Origin of the sequence: Bradyrhizobium sp. SHOUNA76 (genome assembly GCF_023006445.1) — a bacterium.
GTDB lineage: Bacteria > Pseudomonadota > Alphaproteobacteria > Rhizobiales > Xanthobacteraceae > Bradyrhizobium.
Genome location: NZ_JALBHA010000087.1, coordinates 1 through 16,783, shown reverse-complemented (window position 1 = coordinate 16,783; position 16,783 = coordinate 1). Strand labels below are relative to the sequence as shown.

Sequence of the window (16,783 nt, the reverse complement as noted above, 5' to 3'; positions counted from 1 at the left end):
GATCTCATGACGCGGGAGGAAGCCGCGCGCATCGACGTGCCCGTGCTGATCGCGGTCGGCAGCGCCGACGACGTGGCCGGCTCCGCCAGCGCGCTCGGCGCCATCATTCCCGGCTCTGAAGTGCTCGATATTCCGAACCGCGACCACATGCGCGCGGTCGGCGACAAGGTCTACAAGACTGGCGTGCTAGATTTCTTGTCACGGCGGCGGTGAGGCACAAAGAGCCACAAGCAGACATCTCGCGACAGCTATGTGGCCAGTCTTTCGAGAAGTGTGTGGACCGCGAATGCTATCATTGGAAGCACCACGATCGTCATCAGCAATCGTTGCTGCACAAAATTGCCCTTGCTGGTCGTCCCTGGGAAACATCTCCCAAGTCATTCGCTCCCACAAATCGCGGCGTTGCTCGAATATGCAGCACGTGGGCCGACCAAAGCCAAGTGAAGGCGGTGGGGTGAGGGAGGCTCCTCCACACGTCAGCTATGATATGTTGTGCCTTTCTTCATCGCAGGGGAGAGATTGACGTGTCCGAGACCCAGAAGCTGACGCCCGCACTCTCGACGCCTGAGCGCGACCTGCTGGGGCGAGAAGTATATAAACGACTGGCCGACAGAGCGGCTGGCCGCATCAAAGACCTCGATGTTGACGCCATCCTTGCCAAAGGAATGGGGCTATTCCAGAAGCGCTCAATCTCCAATGTAGGGCAATTCGGAGTTGATGGTCTAAAGACGCTCTTCTTGCTGCTTCTCCTTTTCGCGATCCCCGCGGACGACTGCTCCGCGCAGACACCGCCGCCGCCAGTCGACGAACATGCGTTCGAGCGCGTGCAGCCGACGGTCGTGAAGAGATTGGCGACCCGCTTTTCGCTAGGCGCATTCGTCGGCCGCTTCGAGGAGACGCCGCTCGGCGCAGTCCGCGAAGCCGTGGGTGAAGGGACCATCCAACACCAGGGCGACGCTGGAGGTAGCATCTATTGGCTGTGTTATGGGCGCGCGCAGCATCGATTATGGGTCGTGTCCAGCGGAGAGATGGGCGGCCCGGACCATCTCGTCACAGAGATCGTGGAAGAGCTCACCGAGAAAGACACCAAGACCTCGACCGATTGCGCCATCATCCCGGAAAAGTTCGCGCCCCTCGTCTTCGACGGCAAGCTGCATTTGGGTATGTCGCGTTTGGAGGTAGTCACGGCGCTGGGACCGCCGTCGAAGTCGGAAGCTGCTCAGATGGTGTATTCTCACGAAGGAAAGCTCGCAGACGGTTTCGATGAGACCGCATGGTTCATTCTCCGATTTCGTGAGGAAAAGCTCGTGTCCATGCGCGGCGGCAAGACCACGACGAATTGAAGTGGCTGCGAGCAGCGTTCAAGCCTCACAGCGTGATGCAAGCGAGTCACGCTCGCTCACAAAAGCTACTCGCTTGCGCCGTCCGCTACGGGGTCACTTGCGGGCGTTGGCCCGAGCGCCGCAGGCGGCGACGGGTAGCTCTGGCTGCCGGCGCGTGGATAGCGCTAAGGCGTGTCGAGCGTCGAGCGCGTCATGTTGTCGTACACGGTGAACGACCAGAAGTTCTCTTCCGGAATGTCCTTGGGCAATCACCTTGCAGGTTTTGGTGCCTTCCAATTAATTCCTCCCCGCATCGGTCATTGCCAGCAGATATTGCGGCCCGATGCCGGGCAGGCGCCTCGCTATCGCGGGCGTGATGCCGGTGACGCCGTAGAAGAAATGGTGCGCGCATCCAAGGTCCGGTAGCCGTAACGGGGAATGGCTTGCTCCCTCACGTGTGATCTCCGGATTCGCGTCTCGAACTCGTAGCCGCTCACGAACAGGAAGTTGAACCATGACGAGTTAGGAAAATAGAACCAGCTTGGGCCGCGTGGGACCATGAACAGGGCGCGCGAGGTCGCATTGGCGAGTGCGAGCGCCTCGGTCATGATCTTCTTTATGCTCGCGTCGGGCGCGAACGGCTTGCCCTTCACGATGCCGATGGCGGCGACCGGCCTCATCAGCTCCGCGTCGAGCTAGCAGGCCAATCGTTCTCTCATTTCAGGGTAGCTAGTTCGGCGGCGCTTTGGACCCGCCATCGTCCGGGAACGTATGCGATTGCTGCGCCCTTCCCAGTACTTCGCCCGCAGCCGACTTAACCGTCACCTCATATTGGTAAACACCGGGGTTGCAAGGCCCGAACGTGCGAAGAGCGCCAGCCGGAAGGATGCCATTCTTTGGCAGGGGAACTTCCTGGCCGCCGTATTCTTGGTCAGCTTGGGTCAGCTGCACGAGGATTGAAGCCGCTCCTTGCGGAACGTCCTTTAGTCGGATTTCTGGATTGTCGAAGAGGCTAATGCAGGGCCTTGAGTTGAGAAACGAGAAGCTCATTGTCATTCCTGCAGTAGCCTGCCGTGAGACCAGGCCGTGCTGGACCTGTTGTCGCGCGGCCGTTTGGGCCGCTGCCGACGTGGCCCAGATCAGGACCAAACTCGTGACTGAAATTGCTCTCATTGGCTTCGATAGCACAGGCCGAGAGATGAGTCTGATCTATTCTCGATCGGTCGCTCCCTTCCAGGGGTGCCGATGTTGGAGTGCCCGGTGAGGGTCACAAGCGGCGATCGATGTGGGCGCGGCCCCGCGTCTGGTTTGCCGCCGATAGCGGGCGCAACAATAGGGTCAGCATGTTTCGATTAAGGGCCAACAGGCGACATCGACTAAGATTGCGAGCTGATGTGCGCGCTCCCGTGACACTTAAAGGCCGCCTTATCAGCCTCTAGCAATTCGACGGCGCATCGGATCATCGCTAGGCTAAGCGCGTCCATTCCCGGTGATATCAACACGCGGAGCTGCTCAATCTTGTTGTCTATCTGGTCGCACTTGTCGCACATGTGCATCCCGCGGCTTGGAGGCGGGAGCAACAGCTCTCAGTCACCGATAGTAGCCCAGGGATCCGAAAAGGTGATTAAGCTTAAAGCCGCTCTTCCAGCGGCGTTCCTAGAAAGCCACATGGAAATCACGATCAGCCGCTAAACGTCGCGTCCAATGGCCTTCCATCTCGAGCAAAAACGTCGCCCGCTTAAATAAAGCGCAGGCGGCGGCTGACCAGCCCCGGGAAGGTGAGCAAAACCCCGGTGCTGACACAAATTGCACATCCCTAGCGTGAGGTCTGAGCAAAATCGCACACTAAAGCAGACCACGTGAGCCGTGAAGCGACCTTACTCGTTCTCGACTTCACAGGCAGTGTTCACACCGGAAGAATGAGACCCTGCTGCGCAGTCCCATGGCGCCGATCGTGCCGAAAGGACTGGCCGTTTGGACTATGGTGTATTCTATACCCTGATGTTGTACGAGGTGCCCTTCATTTCGTTTTCGGCGGGCGCAATTCGCTGTTGGTCCAGGCTTGAAACTCCGGGACCTGCATTGGATCAATGTCGTCGCACTTGATACACCAAAACTTACGACCGCCTGTCTTGACGATCACGAAGTGCATCGGCTTACCGCAGTTCGGGCAGATCGGGCGGAGAGAGTTTTTTGGCATGGCTACTCACGCTGAAAAGGCGCGAGTCTTCTGCTCACAGTCGTCGGATAGCTGCCGAAGATGGGCCGACGATAGAACCACGTTAGTTAACTATTGTGACCGCTGCATCAAAAAACGAATGACTACGTATAGTTAGGTAGCCACCCTGGTGCAACGGAGAGGTCATTTCCTTCGGTCGCCTCGACCCGAGCGGATCGCTTCGCGTCCTCGTCCGCCAATAGTCGCCGCCCGCAATCTCAGCCTAGATACTCTGATCTGATCGCGCAGCTGATTCAATCGTCCAACTGAGTTCTTAAGTTAGCCGCCGTCGCAGCGACGGCTGCAATTCGCACTTCGGTGAGGGCTGCAATGCGAGGTCGACGGCGGCTTAAATGCGCCGCTGAGAGAGCTCATTTGAGGATCTCGGGCTACTATAATGGGACTGAGGTCCGTTCTGGACGAGCGTCGTTTAAGTACGGCTACAACCCCGATGCTGTACCGGAGATTAGACCCGTCCACCTTGTCGGCCATTCCCTGCGCCTTCATCTCTCTGACAGCATTTCAGCTTGCCGGCCGAATGAAAGAGGCCGCCTGAGGTGGCCTAGCACTCGTCCTTGTCGCTGTGATGAAGATTAAAAGCTCTGTCGTACTTGTCTCGGGCTTCGGTACCAACGCTGTATCGGCCGGGCCACCATGAATGTGGTGGATTGTAGTTGTCGTTCTCAGCGTCTGCCCTGGCTTTCTCGCCTAGCTTCTCGGGCGTCCAAAGGGACATTGATTTATCTTTACCCCACATCTTGGTCCTCACTGACCATCCTCGACGATGACTTTGCTGCGGCCCATGGCGCCGGCAGCAATTTGAAACGAAGTGCCTATCGCCCAACAGCATGCCACCATAACGCTGAATCCATCCCGCATGATGTGGTCAAAGACAATGATGCCAACGGAGAGAAACACCGCTGTCGCGGCAAAGAAAGTTCCGGCTCCGCTAGCTATCGCCGCCGCGTCGGTGCCAAAGCTCCATTCTCCCGGTCTGGTGGCTTTTACTGTCTGCGCAAGACGGCTAGGCAGATCGATGCCCACGAAGAAGGCAAAGGCCCCGTAAAGCATCATCAACAAGACGATCCATTCGTTTCGAAAAAAATCATTTTCCATGCGCATCATTCCTACGGCCACGTACAGACCGCCCGCGGCCCCGACCATGGCAAGTCCGATTCTTTCAAGAATGTGCGCCAATTTGATCAGCACGGAGCGGGCGAGCCACGTCGCGGCGACGCGAGCGTACTTCGCCAACTTTCTCTCCCCAAACGACAAAGCGCTAACAACAACTGCAACGCTCATTCTCATGATATTCTCCTTTCTTACTTTCAAATTGGTCGCCCAACGCACGCAGGCACCACCGAGCGCATCGTGATGCGATTTGAAGTTCATGTTCAGGATGACGTGTGCCTACCGACGGCACTGGGCTGCCATTTGGTGGAAGCGGCGACTTCGGTGCGTCGCCGTTTTGGGGCAGCTCTCTCGGACAAACAATCCGCTCGGCCAAGCCAACAAGCTACGCCGTTTCCGTTCGAGCGCCTAATGAATAACTTCCGCATCGGGGCAAATTTCATTGCGATACCCATCGAGGTCGTATGCCAACTTGCAAGACGTCAGTTCGCGCCAACCTCTCGTCGATCAGTCTGAGGTCGGCATGATGCTCACGAGCCCAACAGCATGCGCCTTGGAGAGCCAGAGCCGATTGGAATCAGTAATGGGGGCTGCGAGGTCAGGGCTGGGTTTGGTCGATGACCCGAATAAAAGAAACAGATTGCTATTCGGGCACAAAGAGCGCACCGTTGCGAGTGTTCGATTGTGACGCTGGCGCGGAGCTGTACTCCAGCGGGACGAAGCGTAGAAAAAGAAAAATAGCTTCAGCACTCTCCACTCACTGTGGAGGCGAATTGAGTTTTCAATCGGAACGCATTTGCCCGAAGAGCTGAATGGCGTCGCTTGCACCCGGCGACATCGTCCCTGTGCTAGTGGTTACGGCGGCACCTCGCGGCCAATCTGCGAGAATGATCATGGTGATGACCCGATCGGGGAGCGAAACGGTAGTGTTCAAGCACTTCCGGATCGCAAGCGCTGAACGACTATTACCGGCCGGCTCATATGAGGTTATTACCGAAGAAGAGTCGACGGAAGGCTTGTCGTTTCCGTCCTTTCGGCCCGTCGCCACCATGATGAAGGTGCCTGCGCCGCCATCCCGCAGCCCTTCAGTCGAGATGGTGACGATCAGTTCGGTTGATCTTTCGGATGGCTGGGAGCCGATGCGATGGCGTGATGCGCCTGTCGACCTCGACAAGCATCGCGATAGCGCCGCGCCGAACACTGACTTTCGCCGAACCCCGGCGGAGATTGAACCCGGTGCCAAGGTGTTGCTCGGTCGGCTTCTGCACCTCGAACCTGAGTTGCTCGCGACACCTGCGAAGCCAAGGACGAGCGCGCTTCCGGAGCTGAAAGTGCCCGGCCGCGACCTACGGATCGATGTTTGCCGCGGCATCGCGCTCTGGTGCATCTTTCTGAACCATATCCCCAACAACATCGGAAGCTGGCTGACGCTGCGGAATTACGGCTTCAGCGATAGCGCGGAAGTGTTCATGTTCGCCTCGGGTGTGACCTGCGCGATCGCGTACGGCAAGGCGCACGAGCGCGGCGGATGGACGGGCGTGCTCGGCCGTACGCTGCAACGTAGCTGGGACATTTACGCCGCTTTTCTGCTGCTCATTCTTGCTTGCGCCGTGATGGTTTACCTCGCAGGCGGCGGCCGGCTTGCCGACGAGACCAACACGCGCATTCTCTTGGAACATCCGGGAGCGACGTTCGCGCAAGCGGCGATCCTGCAATACCGTCCTGTCAACACCGACGTCTTGCCTCTCTTCGTGATTTTCCATCTTTTGTTCGCGCCACTGCTGTGGCTGATGCTCCGAGTGCCGAACGTGGCACTCGGCGCCTCGCTCTTGCTTTATGCGTCGGTGCATCTTTTCGGCTGGACCGTTCCGGCGTGGCCGAACAACACTTGGTTCTTCAATCCGCTTGCTTGGCAGTTGCTGGTTGTGCTTGGTGCGTGGTGTGTCACGGAGGGCAAGAAGTTCTGGCCGCGGTTGAGCTCACGCTTGGCGCTTGGACTTGCCGTTTTCTATCTGGCTTTCAGCCTGACTATCGCATTGGGTTGGAGCATCAGGCCACCGGAGGTGCTTGTCCCACAGATCCTGGCGAAGTTGCCTTATCTGGAGGGCAAATCGGACCTCCATCCTTTGCGATTGCTGCATTTTATTGCCCTTGCGATGTTGGCGGTATGGCTCGTGCCTCGCAATTGGCGAGGGCTGTCGACGCCGGTGATGCGCGGGGCGATCCGCTGCGGCGAGAACCCCCTGGCAATCTATTGCCTCGGCGTTCTGCTCGCTCTTGCCAGCCACATAGCGCTGGTCAAAATCTCAGATGAGCTTGCAATGCAGATCGCACTTAGTTTCTTCGGCATCCTGGTGCTGATTACGGCCGCGACGATGCTCAGCTCGATTAGGAGCAAATCAAGGCAACGACAACCGCTCCTGACTTCCGACTTCATTGCAGAGGATGCACCCTGTAACGCATCTCCGGTCCGGCGACCAAACGGTTGATGTCGCGCGAGATGCAAAGTGGGATTGCTGCGGTGGAACCACTACCGTATCGTGGTGATCGAACCACTCCGCGAATCGGCTATCTTACGACGCGGATAGGCTGTTGAACGCCAAGTCCTCGTGGTGTTCATTTTCGATGAAAGCGATCGCTGCTCGCACGAAGCCAAGCGCGACGACTCTTCACCCAATCTCACCGCGCCTTGACGTCGTCGCCAAACCGCCGCGCTAGCGCCGTCAGCACCACGAAGGTCGCAACCCATGCCATCCGCGCGCCGTAGCGGTCGTGCGGCCCGGAGATGACGGCGCAGATGAAGGCGTTGCCGAGCAGCGCCAGCGTCACGGTCGCCGCGAGCAATGTCAGGTCGTCGAGCCGGCGGTTCGCGAGTCCGTTGCCGAGCAGTGCGAGCAGCGCCAGCATCGAGGCGAGCGCCACCGGCACGTGCAGCCAGTTGATCGCGGTGAAGTCGAGCTGCCAATTCTGCTGCCGCGCCGCGCGCATCGGCGCGGCCTGTGCGGGGATGTAGCGCTCGATGATGCCGCGGGTGTGCGGAATCCAGCCATTGGTGCCTTCGCCGGTCGCCACATGCAGCAATTGCTGGCCCATCGCCCGGAACGCCGCGCCGGCCTGCCAGGCCGGATAATCCCTAAGCGACTGCAAGACGATGTAGCCCATCTCCTCGTTCATGCCGTCGAAGCGGCCGAGCGTGTTGAACATGCTCTTGCCCCACAGGAATTCGTCGGCGGTCGCCGGCAGCTCATTGCGATACGGGCAGAGCTTGTAGCGCTCGCGCGGGCAATGATCGCTAAGGTAGCGCGCGACGATGCCGTCCTGCATCATGCGGCCGAAGGCGACGCCGTAGCCGCCGGGCGTCCAGGCAACCTTGCCGGACAGCGCATAATTCGCCGAGACCAGCATCACGCCGCCCACGACGATGGTGAGGCTCGCCTGCGCCAATCCGGCCAGCGGAAGGCGCGCGCCCAGGAACGGCCGCGCCGTCCAGCCCACGGCGCAAAGACCGAGCAGCACGCCGAGCGTGGCGCTGTGAGTCGCGGCGGCAAAGGCGGTGAAGACGAACAGCGCGATCTTTTCCAGCGTCGATGTCCGTTGTCCGCCGACGACCAGCAGGAACAGCGACAGGATCGAGAGTCCGGCGAAGATGTCGGTGAGCAGCATGCTGGCAAGCCAGGGTAGCGCGGTCGATAGGACCAGGCCAAGGCAGATCGCGACGAAGCGGAAGGTCTGCATCATCGAGAGCACGCGAAGGGTGAGCTGCAACAGCCACAGCGCCGCCAGCGACTGGACCGCGAGGTTGATCCAGAAACCAAAACTCTCGCCATAGTGCAGATAGAGACCGAACACCGTGGAGCGGCTGGGGACGAGATAGCCCTCGTACCAGCGCGCCAGATAGCCGCCGGTATCCCATTGCAACAGGGGATAGCCGTTCCAGAACGCCGGCGCGATCATCAGAAGGGGCAGGGCCACCGCCGCCAGGCGCAGCCATAACGTATCAGCGGCGCGCGCGCGCAATTGATCGGTGGTGATGCTCAAATCTGCTCCCGTCCTCGCATGCGACCATGCCCGCAATAACGGTCGGCAGAGAATTCACCAATAGTTTGACGCCGCCCGGCTTGAATTTGGCAAAACTCTGACCACTTTGAGCCGACCTGCCGCTTGGAGGGCATCAGAAGAAACTGTTGTGTTTCAATATCTTGGCATGCCTTCGCGGGGCAGGATGCTGTTCACTCTCAGGCAAGCCCGTCGGGACTTTGTCGCCTAGACTATGCTATAGAGCCGGTAAAGCGGGCCCATTCGAAAGAGCAAATCCCAGAGAGCAAATCCATGGCAGTGCATCAGGTCAATCCGGGAGGAAAGCTCGCATCGCTCGATCCGATATGGGACCGGATTCGGGGCGAAGCGGAGGACATCGTGCGTCGCGAGCCGGAGCTTGCGACCTTCATCTATTCGGCGGTGCTGCATCACGGCCGCCTGGAGGACTCGGTGGTCCACCGCGTCGCCGAACGGCTCGATCACTCGGCCCTGTCGGGCGACCTCGTGCGCCATACCTATGGCGAGGCGTTGCGCGACGATCCCGATCTCGGGAATGCCTTTCGTGCCGATCTCGTTGCCGTCTATGACCGCGATCCGGCGACCTCGCGCTTCATCGATCCCTTGCTCTACTTCAAGGGCTTTCACGCGATCCAGACCCATCGCCTCGCGCACTGGCTCTATCTGAAGGGCCGCAAGGATTTTGCGTATTATCTCCAGAGCCGCGCCTCCGCGGTGTTCCAGACCGACATCAATCCCGCCGCGCGCATCGGGCGCGGCATCTTCCTCGACCACGCCACCGGCTTCGTCTGCGGCGAGACCGCCATCATCGAGGACGATGTCTCGATCCTGCACGGCGTCACGCTCGGCGGCACCGGCAAGGAGAACGAGGACCGTCATCCGAAGATCCGCCATGGCGTCCTGATCGGCGCCGGCGCGAAGATCCTCGGCAACATCGAGGTCGGCCATTGCGCGCGCATCGCCGCCGGCTCGGTGGTGGTCAAGCCCGTGCCGCACAACGTCACGGTCGCGGGCGTGCCCGCCAAGATCGTCGGTGAGGCCGGCTGCGCCGAGCCGTCGCGCACCATGGATCAGATGATCAACGCGATGGGGCTTTGAGACCCGGCTTTGACCTTGAAAAGGGGCCGGATTTTCCGGCCCTTTTGATCCCTAAATTCTTTGGCAATTGATGCTGGCGGTTCGTCGCGTCTCGTCCTAAAACCCGCCGACCATTTTTTCGATCGGAGACTTGCCGTGGACGTCAAAGAAGTCAGAAAGCTGGACGCATATCTGAAGCGCGTATTCGGCAATCCCAAGATTCGCGTCGTGCCGCGGCCGAAGAAGGACGATTCCGCCGAGGTCTATATCGGCGAGGAGTTCATCGGCGTGCTGTTCGTCGACGACGAGGACGACGATCGCTCGTTCCAGTTCCAGATGGCGATCCTCGAGGACGATCTCGTCGATCAGGAATAGACGATGCGTGCCGGTGCGGTGCTGCGGCCCCGTTCCGGCTCGACAAATTTCAACAGCGCCTTCCGCAAGGCCGTCGGGACGACGCCGAGCTTTTACCGCGCACGGAAGTTCGGCTGATCTGGTCGGCTACTGCCACCGCCGCCACGCCCGGGCGCCCGCCTGTCGCGAACATCCGCAACACGTCGTTGTCGCGTTGGCACGGTTGGCTGCTACGGGATCCAATGGTCCCGCAACGCCGCCCGGCCTCAAGGAACGCATTTGCCCGTTTGCGCGAAATTTTTCAGAACTCCGCCGCAATAAGGCGCGCAAGTGGACGCACCCGGACCGGAATTTCGATAGCATCTAGCTATGCACGCATCGTAATTGCACCCGCCGCCCGCGGCTGCGGCAACCGCGCCGCTACCTTCAATGGGCACGACGGCGCCGCCTGCGCGTTGGGGCTTGCCTTGCAAGGATTTCTCGTCGTTGGTCGCCGGTCGTTTCTCGCGCGTAGCAATCGACTTCTTGTCCTGTACTTTCTCGCACCCGTTATCGTCATTGACGCGATAGCCTGTACGGCAGGTGATCTTCACGCAAGCATCGCCATCGGCCTTGAAGCCGCGATCGCACACCAAGGGGCAGACCCGGCCTGGCTTGGCTTTGATGGCGTCGAGCGCGTCGAAGCTCGCCTGCTTGGCATCGAACTTCGTTCCCGCATACTTGTTGAACAATGTCAGCGAGCGTTGCGATGACGCGTTCCAGTCGCCGTCGGCAGCGACCGCCAGACAGCCGACGCGGCGCAACTCCGACTGAATCAGCTTTGCCGTCTCTTGCGGCGACAGGCTCGGCGGCGTCGAGGTTGGTGCGACAGCCGCAACCTTCGTGGTGTCGGTAACCTGCTGCTTCTCTGTGGTTCGCTCTTCGGCAGCCTGCTTGGCGTCATTTGCCAGCCTGTCGGCGAGCGCCTTCTCTGCGGCCTGCTTGTCGGCCAGCGCCTTGGCCACTGCGGCTTCGGCGTCCTTCCGTCGCTGCTCGGCGGCGGTCACCTTGGCCTCCTCGATCTCCTTAGCCTTCTCCGCCGTTTTCTTGGCGTCCTCAGCGGCCTTGGCGGCCGCAGCCGCTTTCTCCTGCTCGGCTTTCTTGGCCCGCTCGGCCGCGAGCCGAGACTTCTCGTCTTCGGCCTGCCTGGCCTTTTCCGCGGCGGCCGCGCGCGTTTCTTCGGCGGCGATCTTGTTCAGCTGGCCTTTGGCGAGATCGGCGTAGAACCCGCTTGGAAAGCGGTTCAGGAAGGCTGTCCATCCGTCACGCGTGCCCAGCTGAAGCGCCAGTTCGTAGTCGCGCCGGATTTCGGCATCCGGGTTGGCCTGCGGTCCGGCCGCGACAGGCTTGGATGCAACCAGCGGCACGTCATCGCCGCCGAGCGAGCCGTACACATATGGCTCCTGCTTGTAGCCTGTGGTCTTGAGGACGTCGTCGCGCACGAAGCCGAAGGCCTTACGCAGATCGAGGCCCGGCATCGGCAGACGTTCCACGAGCGCCGTGGCAAACGGGCTGTTCTTGGCATCGCCGTCCGAGGCGGTCGAGCCCGCCTTGGCCGCGAAGGCAATCATGGTGTTCGGGCTGGTCGGCTCGACCTTGGCGAGGCCGCGGCCGATCGCACGCGAGGCAACCGTACGCTTCATGGTCTTGGCGAACGGGTTGTCGCGGCAGGCATCCAGGATAACCAGGCGCAATTGCTTGGCCGGCTCGATGGCAAACAGCACCCTGTCGAGCGGGAACGCCTCGTCGAGAACGTCGGTATCGGTCTCCAGGGCGGCATCGGTTGGGATCAGATAGTTGGTGCCGTCGAGTTCGATGCCGTGGCCGGCGTAGTAGATGACCGCGACATCGGCCTCGCGGGCCTTGCCGCCGAATTCGCGCAGCGCCTTGCGCATGTCGACCACGTTCAGGTCGAGCTTGATGTCGACGGCGTCGAAGCCCGCCTTCCTGAACATGCCGCCGACCAGCGCGGCATCGTTCGCGGGGTTCGCCAGCCTCGCCACGTTCTTGTAAGCCGAGTTGCCCATGACGAGCGCGACACGCTTCTCGGCCAGCGCAGCGCCGGTCCCGAACCAGCTCGCAACAATCAATAAAACCAACAGCCGAAGCCGCATTCCAGCCCCCGAATGCAATAGCGTTAGATTAGTCGCACAATGCCCAAGTGCAATCTATGATCGGTGATATCAGTCACACATCGGTGCGGCGATCCGGGCAATCCCGGTACCGGGTCGAAGGAAGCGCAACCTTCAAGTCGATCTCTCTCATGATGCCATTGTGCCCCTATTTTGCCCGGCGGGTCAATGACAGTTCGAAAAATACGAAAATGCTCAATACGAAAATGCTCAATGCCGCCGATGCTTGGCTACTGTGCATGGGGTTGTTTTCGCAGTTTTTGTTTTGGGGGGCACCAGCCCAGCGGATCTCACGGCAGAGCAGGCGGCCGGCTCAGCCCTTCGGCCCGCGCAGCTGCGCGGTCAGCTTGTCCATCGCATCCGCCACGTCACGCCATTGCGACAGCCAGCTGCGCGGAAAGCGGAAGGTGAGGTCGGCGCCGCCGACGCGGCGCTCCGAGAGACACATGCCGGGCGTCGCAGCATCGCGGGTGCAGCGTGCGGTCAGCACCGGGCTTGCAGCGGAATAGAGGTCCTCGCTGCCGTAAGGGGTGTCCGTGCGGAACATCCGCATCGTCAAGCCGTCGACGGGCATCGCCGTGGCCTGGTCGAGGTAGCGCGGATAGATCGTGGCTGTCCGCTGTTCAGGCGCGAGCGCATCGTGATGAGCCGCGATCGACAGGAAGATGCGGTCGATCGATTGCACCGCGGCTTCCACCGTGTCGGCGGTGACGTGCTTCGGCGTGCCCGGCGGTTCCAGCGAGGGATAGAGGAAGTCGAGGTCAATGCGCTCCTGCGGTCCGGAGTGCCGCTGGATCTTCATGCGGATCGCGGTCGTCGGCAGGTTGAACAACGTGCCGCCGACGCTCACCGGCAGCTTGTCCGGGGCGTTCGCGCCGCGGGTGCCCCAGGTCGGCCACAGCAGATAGGCGACGAGCCCGACCGCGCATGCCGCGGCAATCCCGCCGAGCACGATCGGGACGACGTGCGCGCGGGTGCGCGTACGGGGGGACCTAAGGGGAGCTGCCGAAAACACCGTCATGAGCAAGCGCAAATCGAGCCGGACGTCGGCCGGTGGCCGACGAATCAGCGGCGAATATGACACGCGACAGCGATTTCGCGGAGCGTTCCCGGCTGCGGGGAGCGGGGACGGCCCTGCGCGGGAGGGGCGGCGCTGTTAACCTTCCCTTAAGGATAATGTAGCGTTAACCAGCACTATTTGTCACAGGAAGGCACCTCGCGTTGCGTAAGGGCGGACCGTTCCGATGACACCTGAAGCTCTCAATACCTTCTTCTCGATCTGCATTGGTTTCGCGCTCGCGGGCGCTCTCGTGAACGGATACCAGGCGCTGGCGCAGCGCCCCGCGGGCTTCGGCCTGTTGCAGGACGGCGTGGCGCCGAAGACCTTCGCGGCGGTGCCGTTCCTGGTGTTCGCCGCGCCCTTCATCATCATGCGCAACACGCTCCGCGGCATGCGGGTGGAAAGCCGCCGTGCCGAGTTCGTGATGATGGCGACCCTCATCGCGGGCTTCTGGAGCATGATGAGCGGCACCTTCTTCCTGATGACGCTGCGCGCGGCCGGCGTCCTGGGCTGACGCCCGGCAGGACCGTCCACCGGGCGGCCTTTGCCTCTTCGCCGCCGTTTCGCTATGGCTGAGGTCGACGTGACAGGAGACCCCCATGGCGATCTACGAGCTCGACGGGCAGGCGCCCGACCTTCCCGCCGACGGCAATTACTTCATCGCCGAAACCGCCACCGTGATAGGCCGCGTGCGCCTGAAGCCGGGTGCGAGCGTCTGGTTCGGCGCCGTGCTGCGCGGCGACAATGAGTGGATCGAGATCGGCGAGGGCGCCAATGTGCAGGACGGCTCGACCTGCCACACCGATCTCGGCTTTCCGCTCGTCATCGGCCGGAACTGCACGGTCGGCCATAACGTCATCCTGCATGGCTGCACCGTCGAGGAGGGCGCCCTGATCGGCATGGGCTCGATCGTGATGAACGGCGCCAGGATTGGCCGCCACAGCATCGTCGGTGCCGGTTCCGTCATCACCGAGGGCAAGGAATTTCCTGAACGTTCCCTGATCATCGGCTCACCGGCGCGCGTGATCCGCACGCTCGACGACGCCCAGGTCCAGAAGATGGGAAGCGCGGCCAAGTTCTACGTCGCCAACGGTCCGCGCTTCACAAAGGGCCTGAAGCGGATCGGTTGACACATCGGCGGTCTCCCGGCCGCGCCCTCTCGGTTCCGCGCCGTACAAATACCGGTTGAAACTTTAAGCCTCCGCTAGCGCCGCAGCGGTATCGTGGGGTGTTTCAACCAGGGGGGAGCTGCGCCATGGACGCTGCGGCACCGGCATCCGGCCTCGCCGCCGGAACCAATCTATTGAAGAAGTTCGTTCGCTTCGCGCGCGGCACCGACACGCTGACCGTTGCGGAGAAAGTCTACAGCATCGCCGCCTTTCTTGCGATCGTCACCACCTTCCTCATGGTGATGTCGGTCCAGTCGGTGCGGTTGCAGACGACCTATCGTCACATGCATGCGTCCTCGGCCGCTGCAGCGATCAACGTCGGACGCATCAATGCGCTGATCTATGCGATCGTCATGGAGTCGCGCGGCATCTACATGTCCACCGATCGTCGTGCGATGATGCCGTTCGCGGACGGATTGGTCCGGCGCAACCGCGAGCTCGCCGACGCGGTGAAGAACATGGAGCAGACCGTCAGCGACGACGATGCCGAGCAGTTCGCTGCATTCCGCCAGCGCATATCGCAGTTCATCGAATTCCGCCAGGAGCTGGTCCGGCGCGGTGTGGAGATCAGCTCGGCGGCGGCCCGCGAATGGGGCGACAACGACGCCAATCGGACGGTGCGCAGCAAGCTCAACAGCGATATCGAGGCGCTCGAGCGCATCTACCAGCAGCGTGCCCGCGAGGCGGACGAGCTCGCCAATGAGAATCACTACGCCGCCGCCTATCTGTTCGCGCTCGGGCTCGCGGCACTGATCTTCGCTGGCCTGAACGTCGTCGTCATGCGGGGCTCGGTCGTCGGCGCGCTGGCCGACATCACGCAGGCGACCGACCGGATCGCGCAAGGTGACGTCAAGAGCGAGGTGCCGCATTTGCGCCGTCACGACGAGATCGGACGACTTGCGCGCGCCGTGCAGAATTTCCGCGACGCCGTGGCGCGCATCTTCGAGCTCGAGGAGCTCGAGCTCGGCACCGCGCAGGCACGTGACGCGGCGAGGACCGAGCGCGACAACTTCAACGACAAGTACCAGGCCAAGAAGTGGCAGCTTTCGGCCGCGATCAACAGCATGCCGCAAGGTCTGGTCATGCTCGACGGCAAGGCCAATGTGGTTGCGATGAATTCCAACTACCGGCAGATCTACAATCTGCCCGAGACGATCCAGGCTGGATCGTCCCTCGAGGAGATCCTCCGGCACCGGGTCAACAGCGGACTGTTCAGCGGCGACGTCGCGAAATATGTCGCGGCCGTTCTCGATCGCATCGCCAGGCGCGAGCCGACGGCCTACGAGATCGCGTTGAACGACGGCCGCATCATCAAGATCTACGAGCGTCCGATGGACGGCGGCGGCTGGGTGTCGGTGCAGGAGGACGTCACCGAACAGCGACAGCGCGAGCGCATTCTGGAGCGGATGGAGCGCTTCCTCGCCACCATCATAGAGAACGTGGCCGAGGGCATCATCGCCAAGGATGCGCGCAACCAGCGCTACGTCTTCGTCAACAAGGCCGCCGAGAAGATGATCGGCATGTCGCGCGGCGAGATCATCGGCAAGACCGCGCGGGAATTATTCTCCGCGGAGGCGGCCGCATTGATCGAGCGGCGCGATCAGCAGCTCCTCGCGCAGAAGCAGCAGCTCGAGCCGATCGTCGACACCATCGACAACCCCGCGCGCGGCCGCCGCGTGATCTCGGCCCGCCGGGTACAGATCGGCGGTGCCAACGAAGAGTCCCACATGTTCGTGACCATGGTCGAGGACCAGACCGAGAAGATGGTGGCCGCCGCATAGCCATCGGCGCGTGCCGCGGGAGCGGCGCGTCAGCGCCCCTCGGATTCGGCCGCTTCGATCGCACCTGCGGCCTTCTCGTGGCCGGCGGCCCACAGGGCATGGTCGTCGCTGCCGTCGAGGTAAGGATTGGCCTCAGCCGGAATGTTGTCGCGCGCGGCGCGTTCGCCTTCCGCAAAGGGATCGCGATCGGTCATGGTGATTTGCCTCCTCGGCTTTCAAGCTGACGCGACGGCATTTGTTCCGGAACTGGACTTCGCGGCGGCGGTTGACCGGTAAAGGAGAATTTCCGATGCCCGCAACCGCCTCAATCAAGACCATGATCCTGATCTTCGCGCTCGCGGCGGTGCCTGCCGTCGCCTTCGCGCAGGCGACCGGCGGTTCGGCCGGATCGTCCGGAGGCTCTGCGGGGTCGACAGGAGGCGTCGCCAACTCGCCGGCTCCTCC

General features: G+C 61.6%; 14 protein-coding genes and 1 pseudogene. 8 read left to right on the top strand and 7 right to left on the bottom strand.

The genetic code is table 11. The annotated features are described in order from the left end of the window. Window positions 1–213, top strand: a pseudogene (locus MOV74_RS13070) (alpha/beta hydrolase); the annotation flags it as partial. Between the two features lie 311 nt (window positions 214–524). Next, window positions 525–1,343: a hypothetical protein gene (locus MOV74_RS13065; protein WP_246922314.1), complete on the top strand. Its 819-nt coding sequence runs from the start codon at window positions 525–527 to the stop codon at window positions 1,341–1,343. A 341-nt stretch (window positions 1,344–1,684) separates the two neighbouring features. Here the strand turns inward: MOV74_RS13065 and MOV74_RS13060 are convergent, their stop codons facing one another. The 3 genes from MOV74_RS13060 to MOV74_RS13050 form a co-directional block, all read right to left on the bottom strand. Then, window positions 1,685–2,002: a hypothetical protein gene (locus MOV74_RS13060; RefSeq protein ID WP_246922311.1), complete on the bottom strand. Its 318-nt coding sequence runs from the start codon at window positions 2,000–2,002 to the stop codon at window positions 1,685–1,687. A 49-nt stretch (window positions 2,003–2,051) separates the two neighbouring features. Next, window positions 2,052–2,372 carry a hypothetical protein gene (locus MOV74_RS13055; protein WP_246922308.1) on the bottom strand — a complete coding sequence of 107 codons (321 nt, stop codon included), beginning with the start codon at window positions 2,370–2,372 and terminating at the stop codon, window positions 2,052–2,054. Window positions 2,373–4,305: 1,933 nt separating this feature from the next. After that, the gene (locus MOV74_RS13050; protein WP_246922306.1) at window positions 4,306–4,932 is read right to left on the bottom strand and encodes a hypothetical protein; all 627 of its coding nucleotides are present in this window, start codon (window positions 4,930–4,932) and stop codon (window positions 4,306–4,308) included. Window positions 4,933–5,564: 632 nt separating this feature from the next. Here MOV74_RS13050 and MOV74_RS13045 point away from each other — a divergent pair. Continuing rightward, window positions 5,565–7,160 (top strand): OpgC domain-containing protein, encoded by a 1,596-nt coding sequence (locus tag MOV74_RS13045; RefSeq protein WP_246922303.1) that lies wholly within the window; start codon window positions 5,565–5,567, stop codon window positions 7,158–7,160. 190 nt (window positions 7,161–7,350) lie between these two features. Here MOV74_RS13045 and MOV74_RS13040 read toward each other — a convergent pair whose 3' ends face one another. Further along, entirely contained in the window at window positions 7,351–8,709 is a 1,359-nt protein-coding gene (locus tag MOV74_RS13040) for a hypothetical protein (RefSeq protein WP_246922300.1), read from the bottom strand. Between the two features lie 291 nt (window positions 8,710–9,000). On the opposite strand from MOV74_RS13040, the gene cysE reads away from it, so the two are divergent. Together cysE and MOV74_RS13030 are read left to right on the top strand one after the other, a co-directional pair. Then, complete coding sequence (cysE, locus tag MOV74_RS13035) at window positions 9,001–9,825, top strand: serine O-acetyltransferase (protein ID WP_246922297.1); 825 nt, start codon at window positions 9,001–9,003, stop codon at window positions 9,823–9,825. A 135-nt stretch (window positions 9,826–9,960) separates the two neighbouring features. Next, a complete protein-coding gene (locus MOV74_RS13030) occupies window positions 9,961–10,179 on the top strand; it encodes a DUF3126 family protein (protein ID WP_007602550.1) in 219 nt (72 codons plus the stop codon). 245 nt (window positions 10,180–10,424) lie between these two features. On the opposite strand, the gene MOV74_RS13025 is transcribed toward MOV74_RS13030, so the two are convergent. Together MOV74_RS13025 and MOV74_RS13020 are read right to left on the bottom strand one after the other, a co-directional pair. Then, complete coding sequence (locus tag MOV74_RS13025; protein ID WP_246922294.1) at window positions 10,425–12,311, bottom strand: caspase family protein; 1,887 nt, start codon at window positions 12,309–12,311, stop codon at window positions 10,425–10,427. 331 nt (window positions 12,312–12,642) lie between these two features. Further along, window positions 12,643–13,350, bottom strand: coding sequence for a hypothetical protein (locus MOV74_RS13020; protein WP_246922291.1), 708 nt, complete (start codon window positions 13,348–13,350; stop codon window positions 12,643–12,645). Between the two features lie 223 nt (window positions 13,351–13,573). Between MOV74_RS13020 and MOV74_RS13015 the strand changes: the two genes are divergently transcribed. The 3 genes from MOV74_RS13015 (at window position 13,574) to MOV74_RS13005 (ending at window position 16,339) form a co-directional block, all read left to right on the top strand. Then, a complete protein-coding gene (locus MOV74_RS13015) occupies window positions 13,574–13,903 on the top strand; it encodes a DUF6949 family protein (protein ID WP_128920939.1) in 330 nt (109 codons plus the stop codon). Between the two features lie 85 nt (window positions 13,904–13,988). Beyond that, window positions 13,989–14,519 (top strand): gamma carbonic anhydrase family protein, encoded by a 531-nt coding sequence (locus MOV74_RS13010; protein WP_246922288.1) that lies wholly within the window; start codon window positions 13,989–13,991, stop codon window positions 14,517–14,519. A 125-nt stretch (window positions 14,520–14,644) separates the two neighbouring features. Further along, the gene (locus MOV74_RS13005; protein ID WP_246922286.1) at window positions 14,645–16,339 is read left to right on the top strand and encodes a PAS-domain containing protein; all 1,695 of its coding nucleotides are present in this window, start codon (window positions 14,645–14,647) and stop codon (window positions 16,337–16,339) included. Between the two features lie 29 nt (window positions 16,340–16,368). Here MOV74_RS13005 and MOV74_RS13000 read toward each other — a convergent pair whose 3' ends face one another. Continuing rightward, window positions 16,369–16,533: a hypothetical protein gene (locus MOV74_RS13000; RefSeq protein ID WP_246922284.1), complete on the bottom strand. Its 165-nt coding sequence runs from the start codon at window positions 16,531–16,533 to the stop codon at window positions 16,369–16,371. Window positions 16,534–16,783 lie beyond the last annotated feature (250 nt).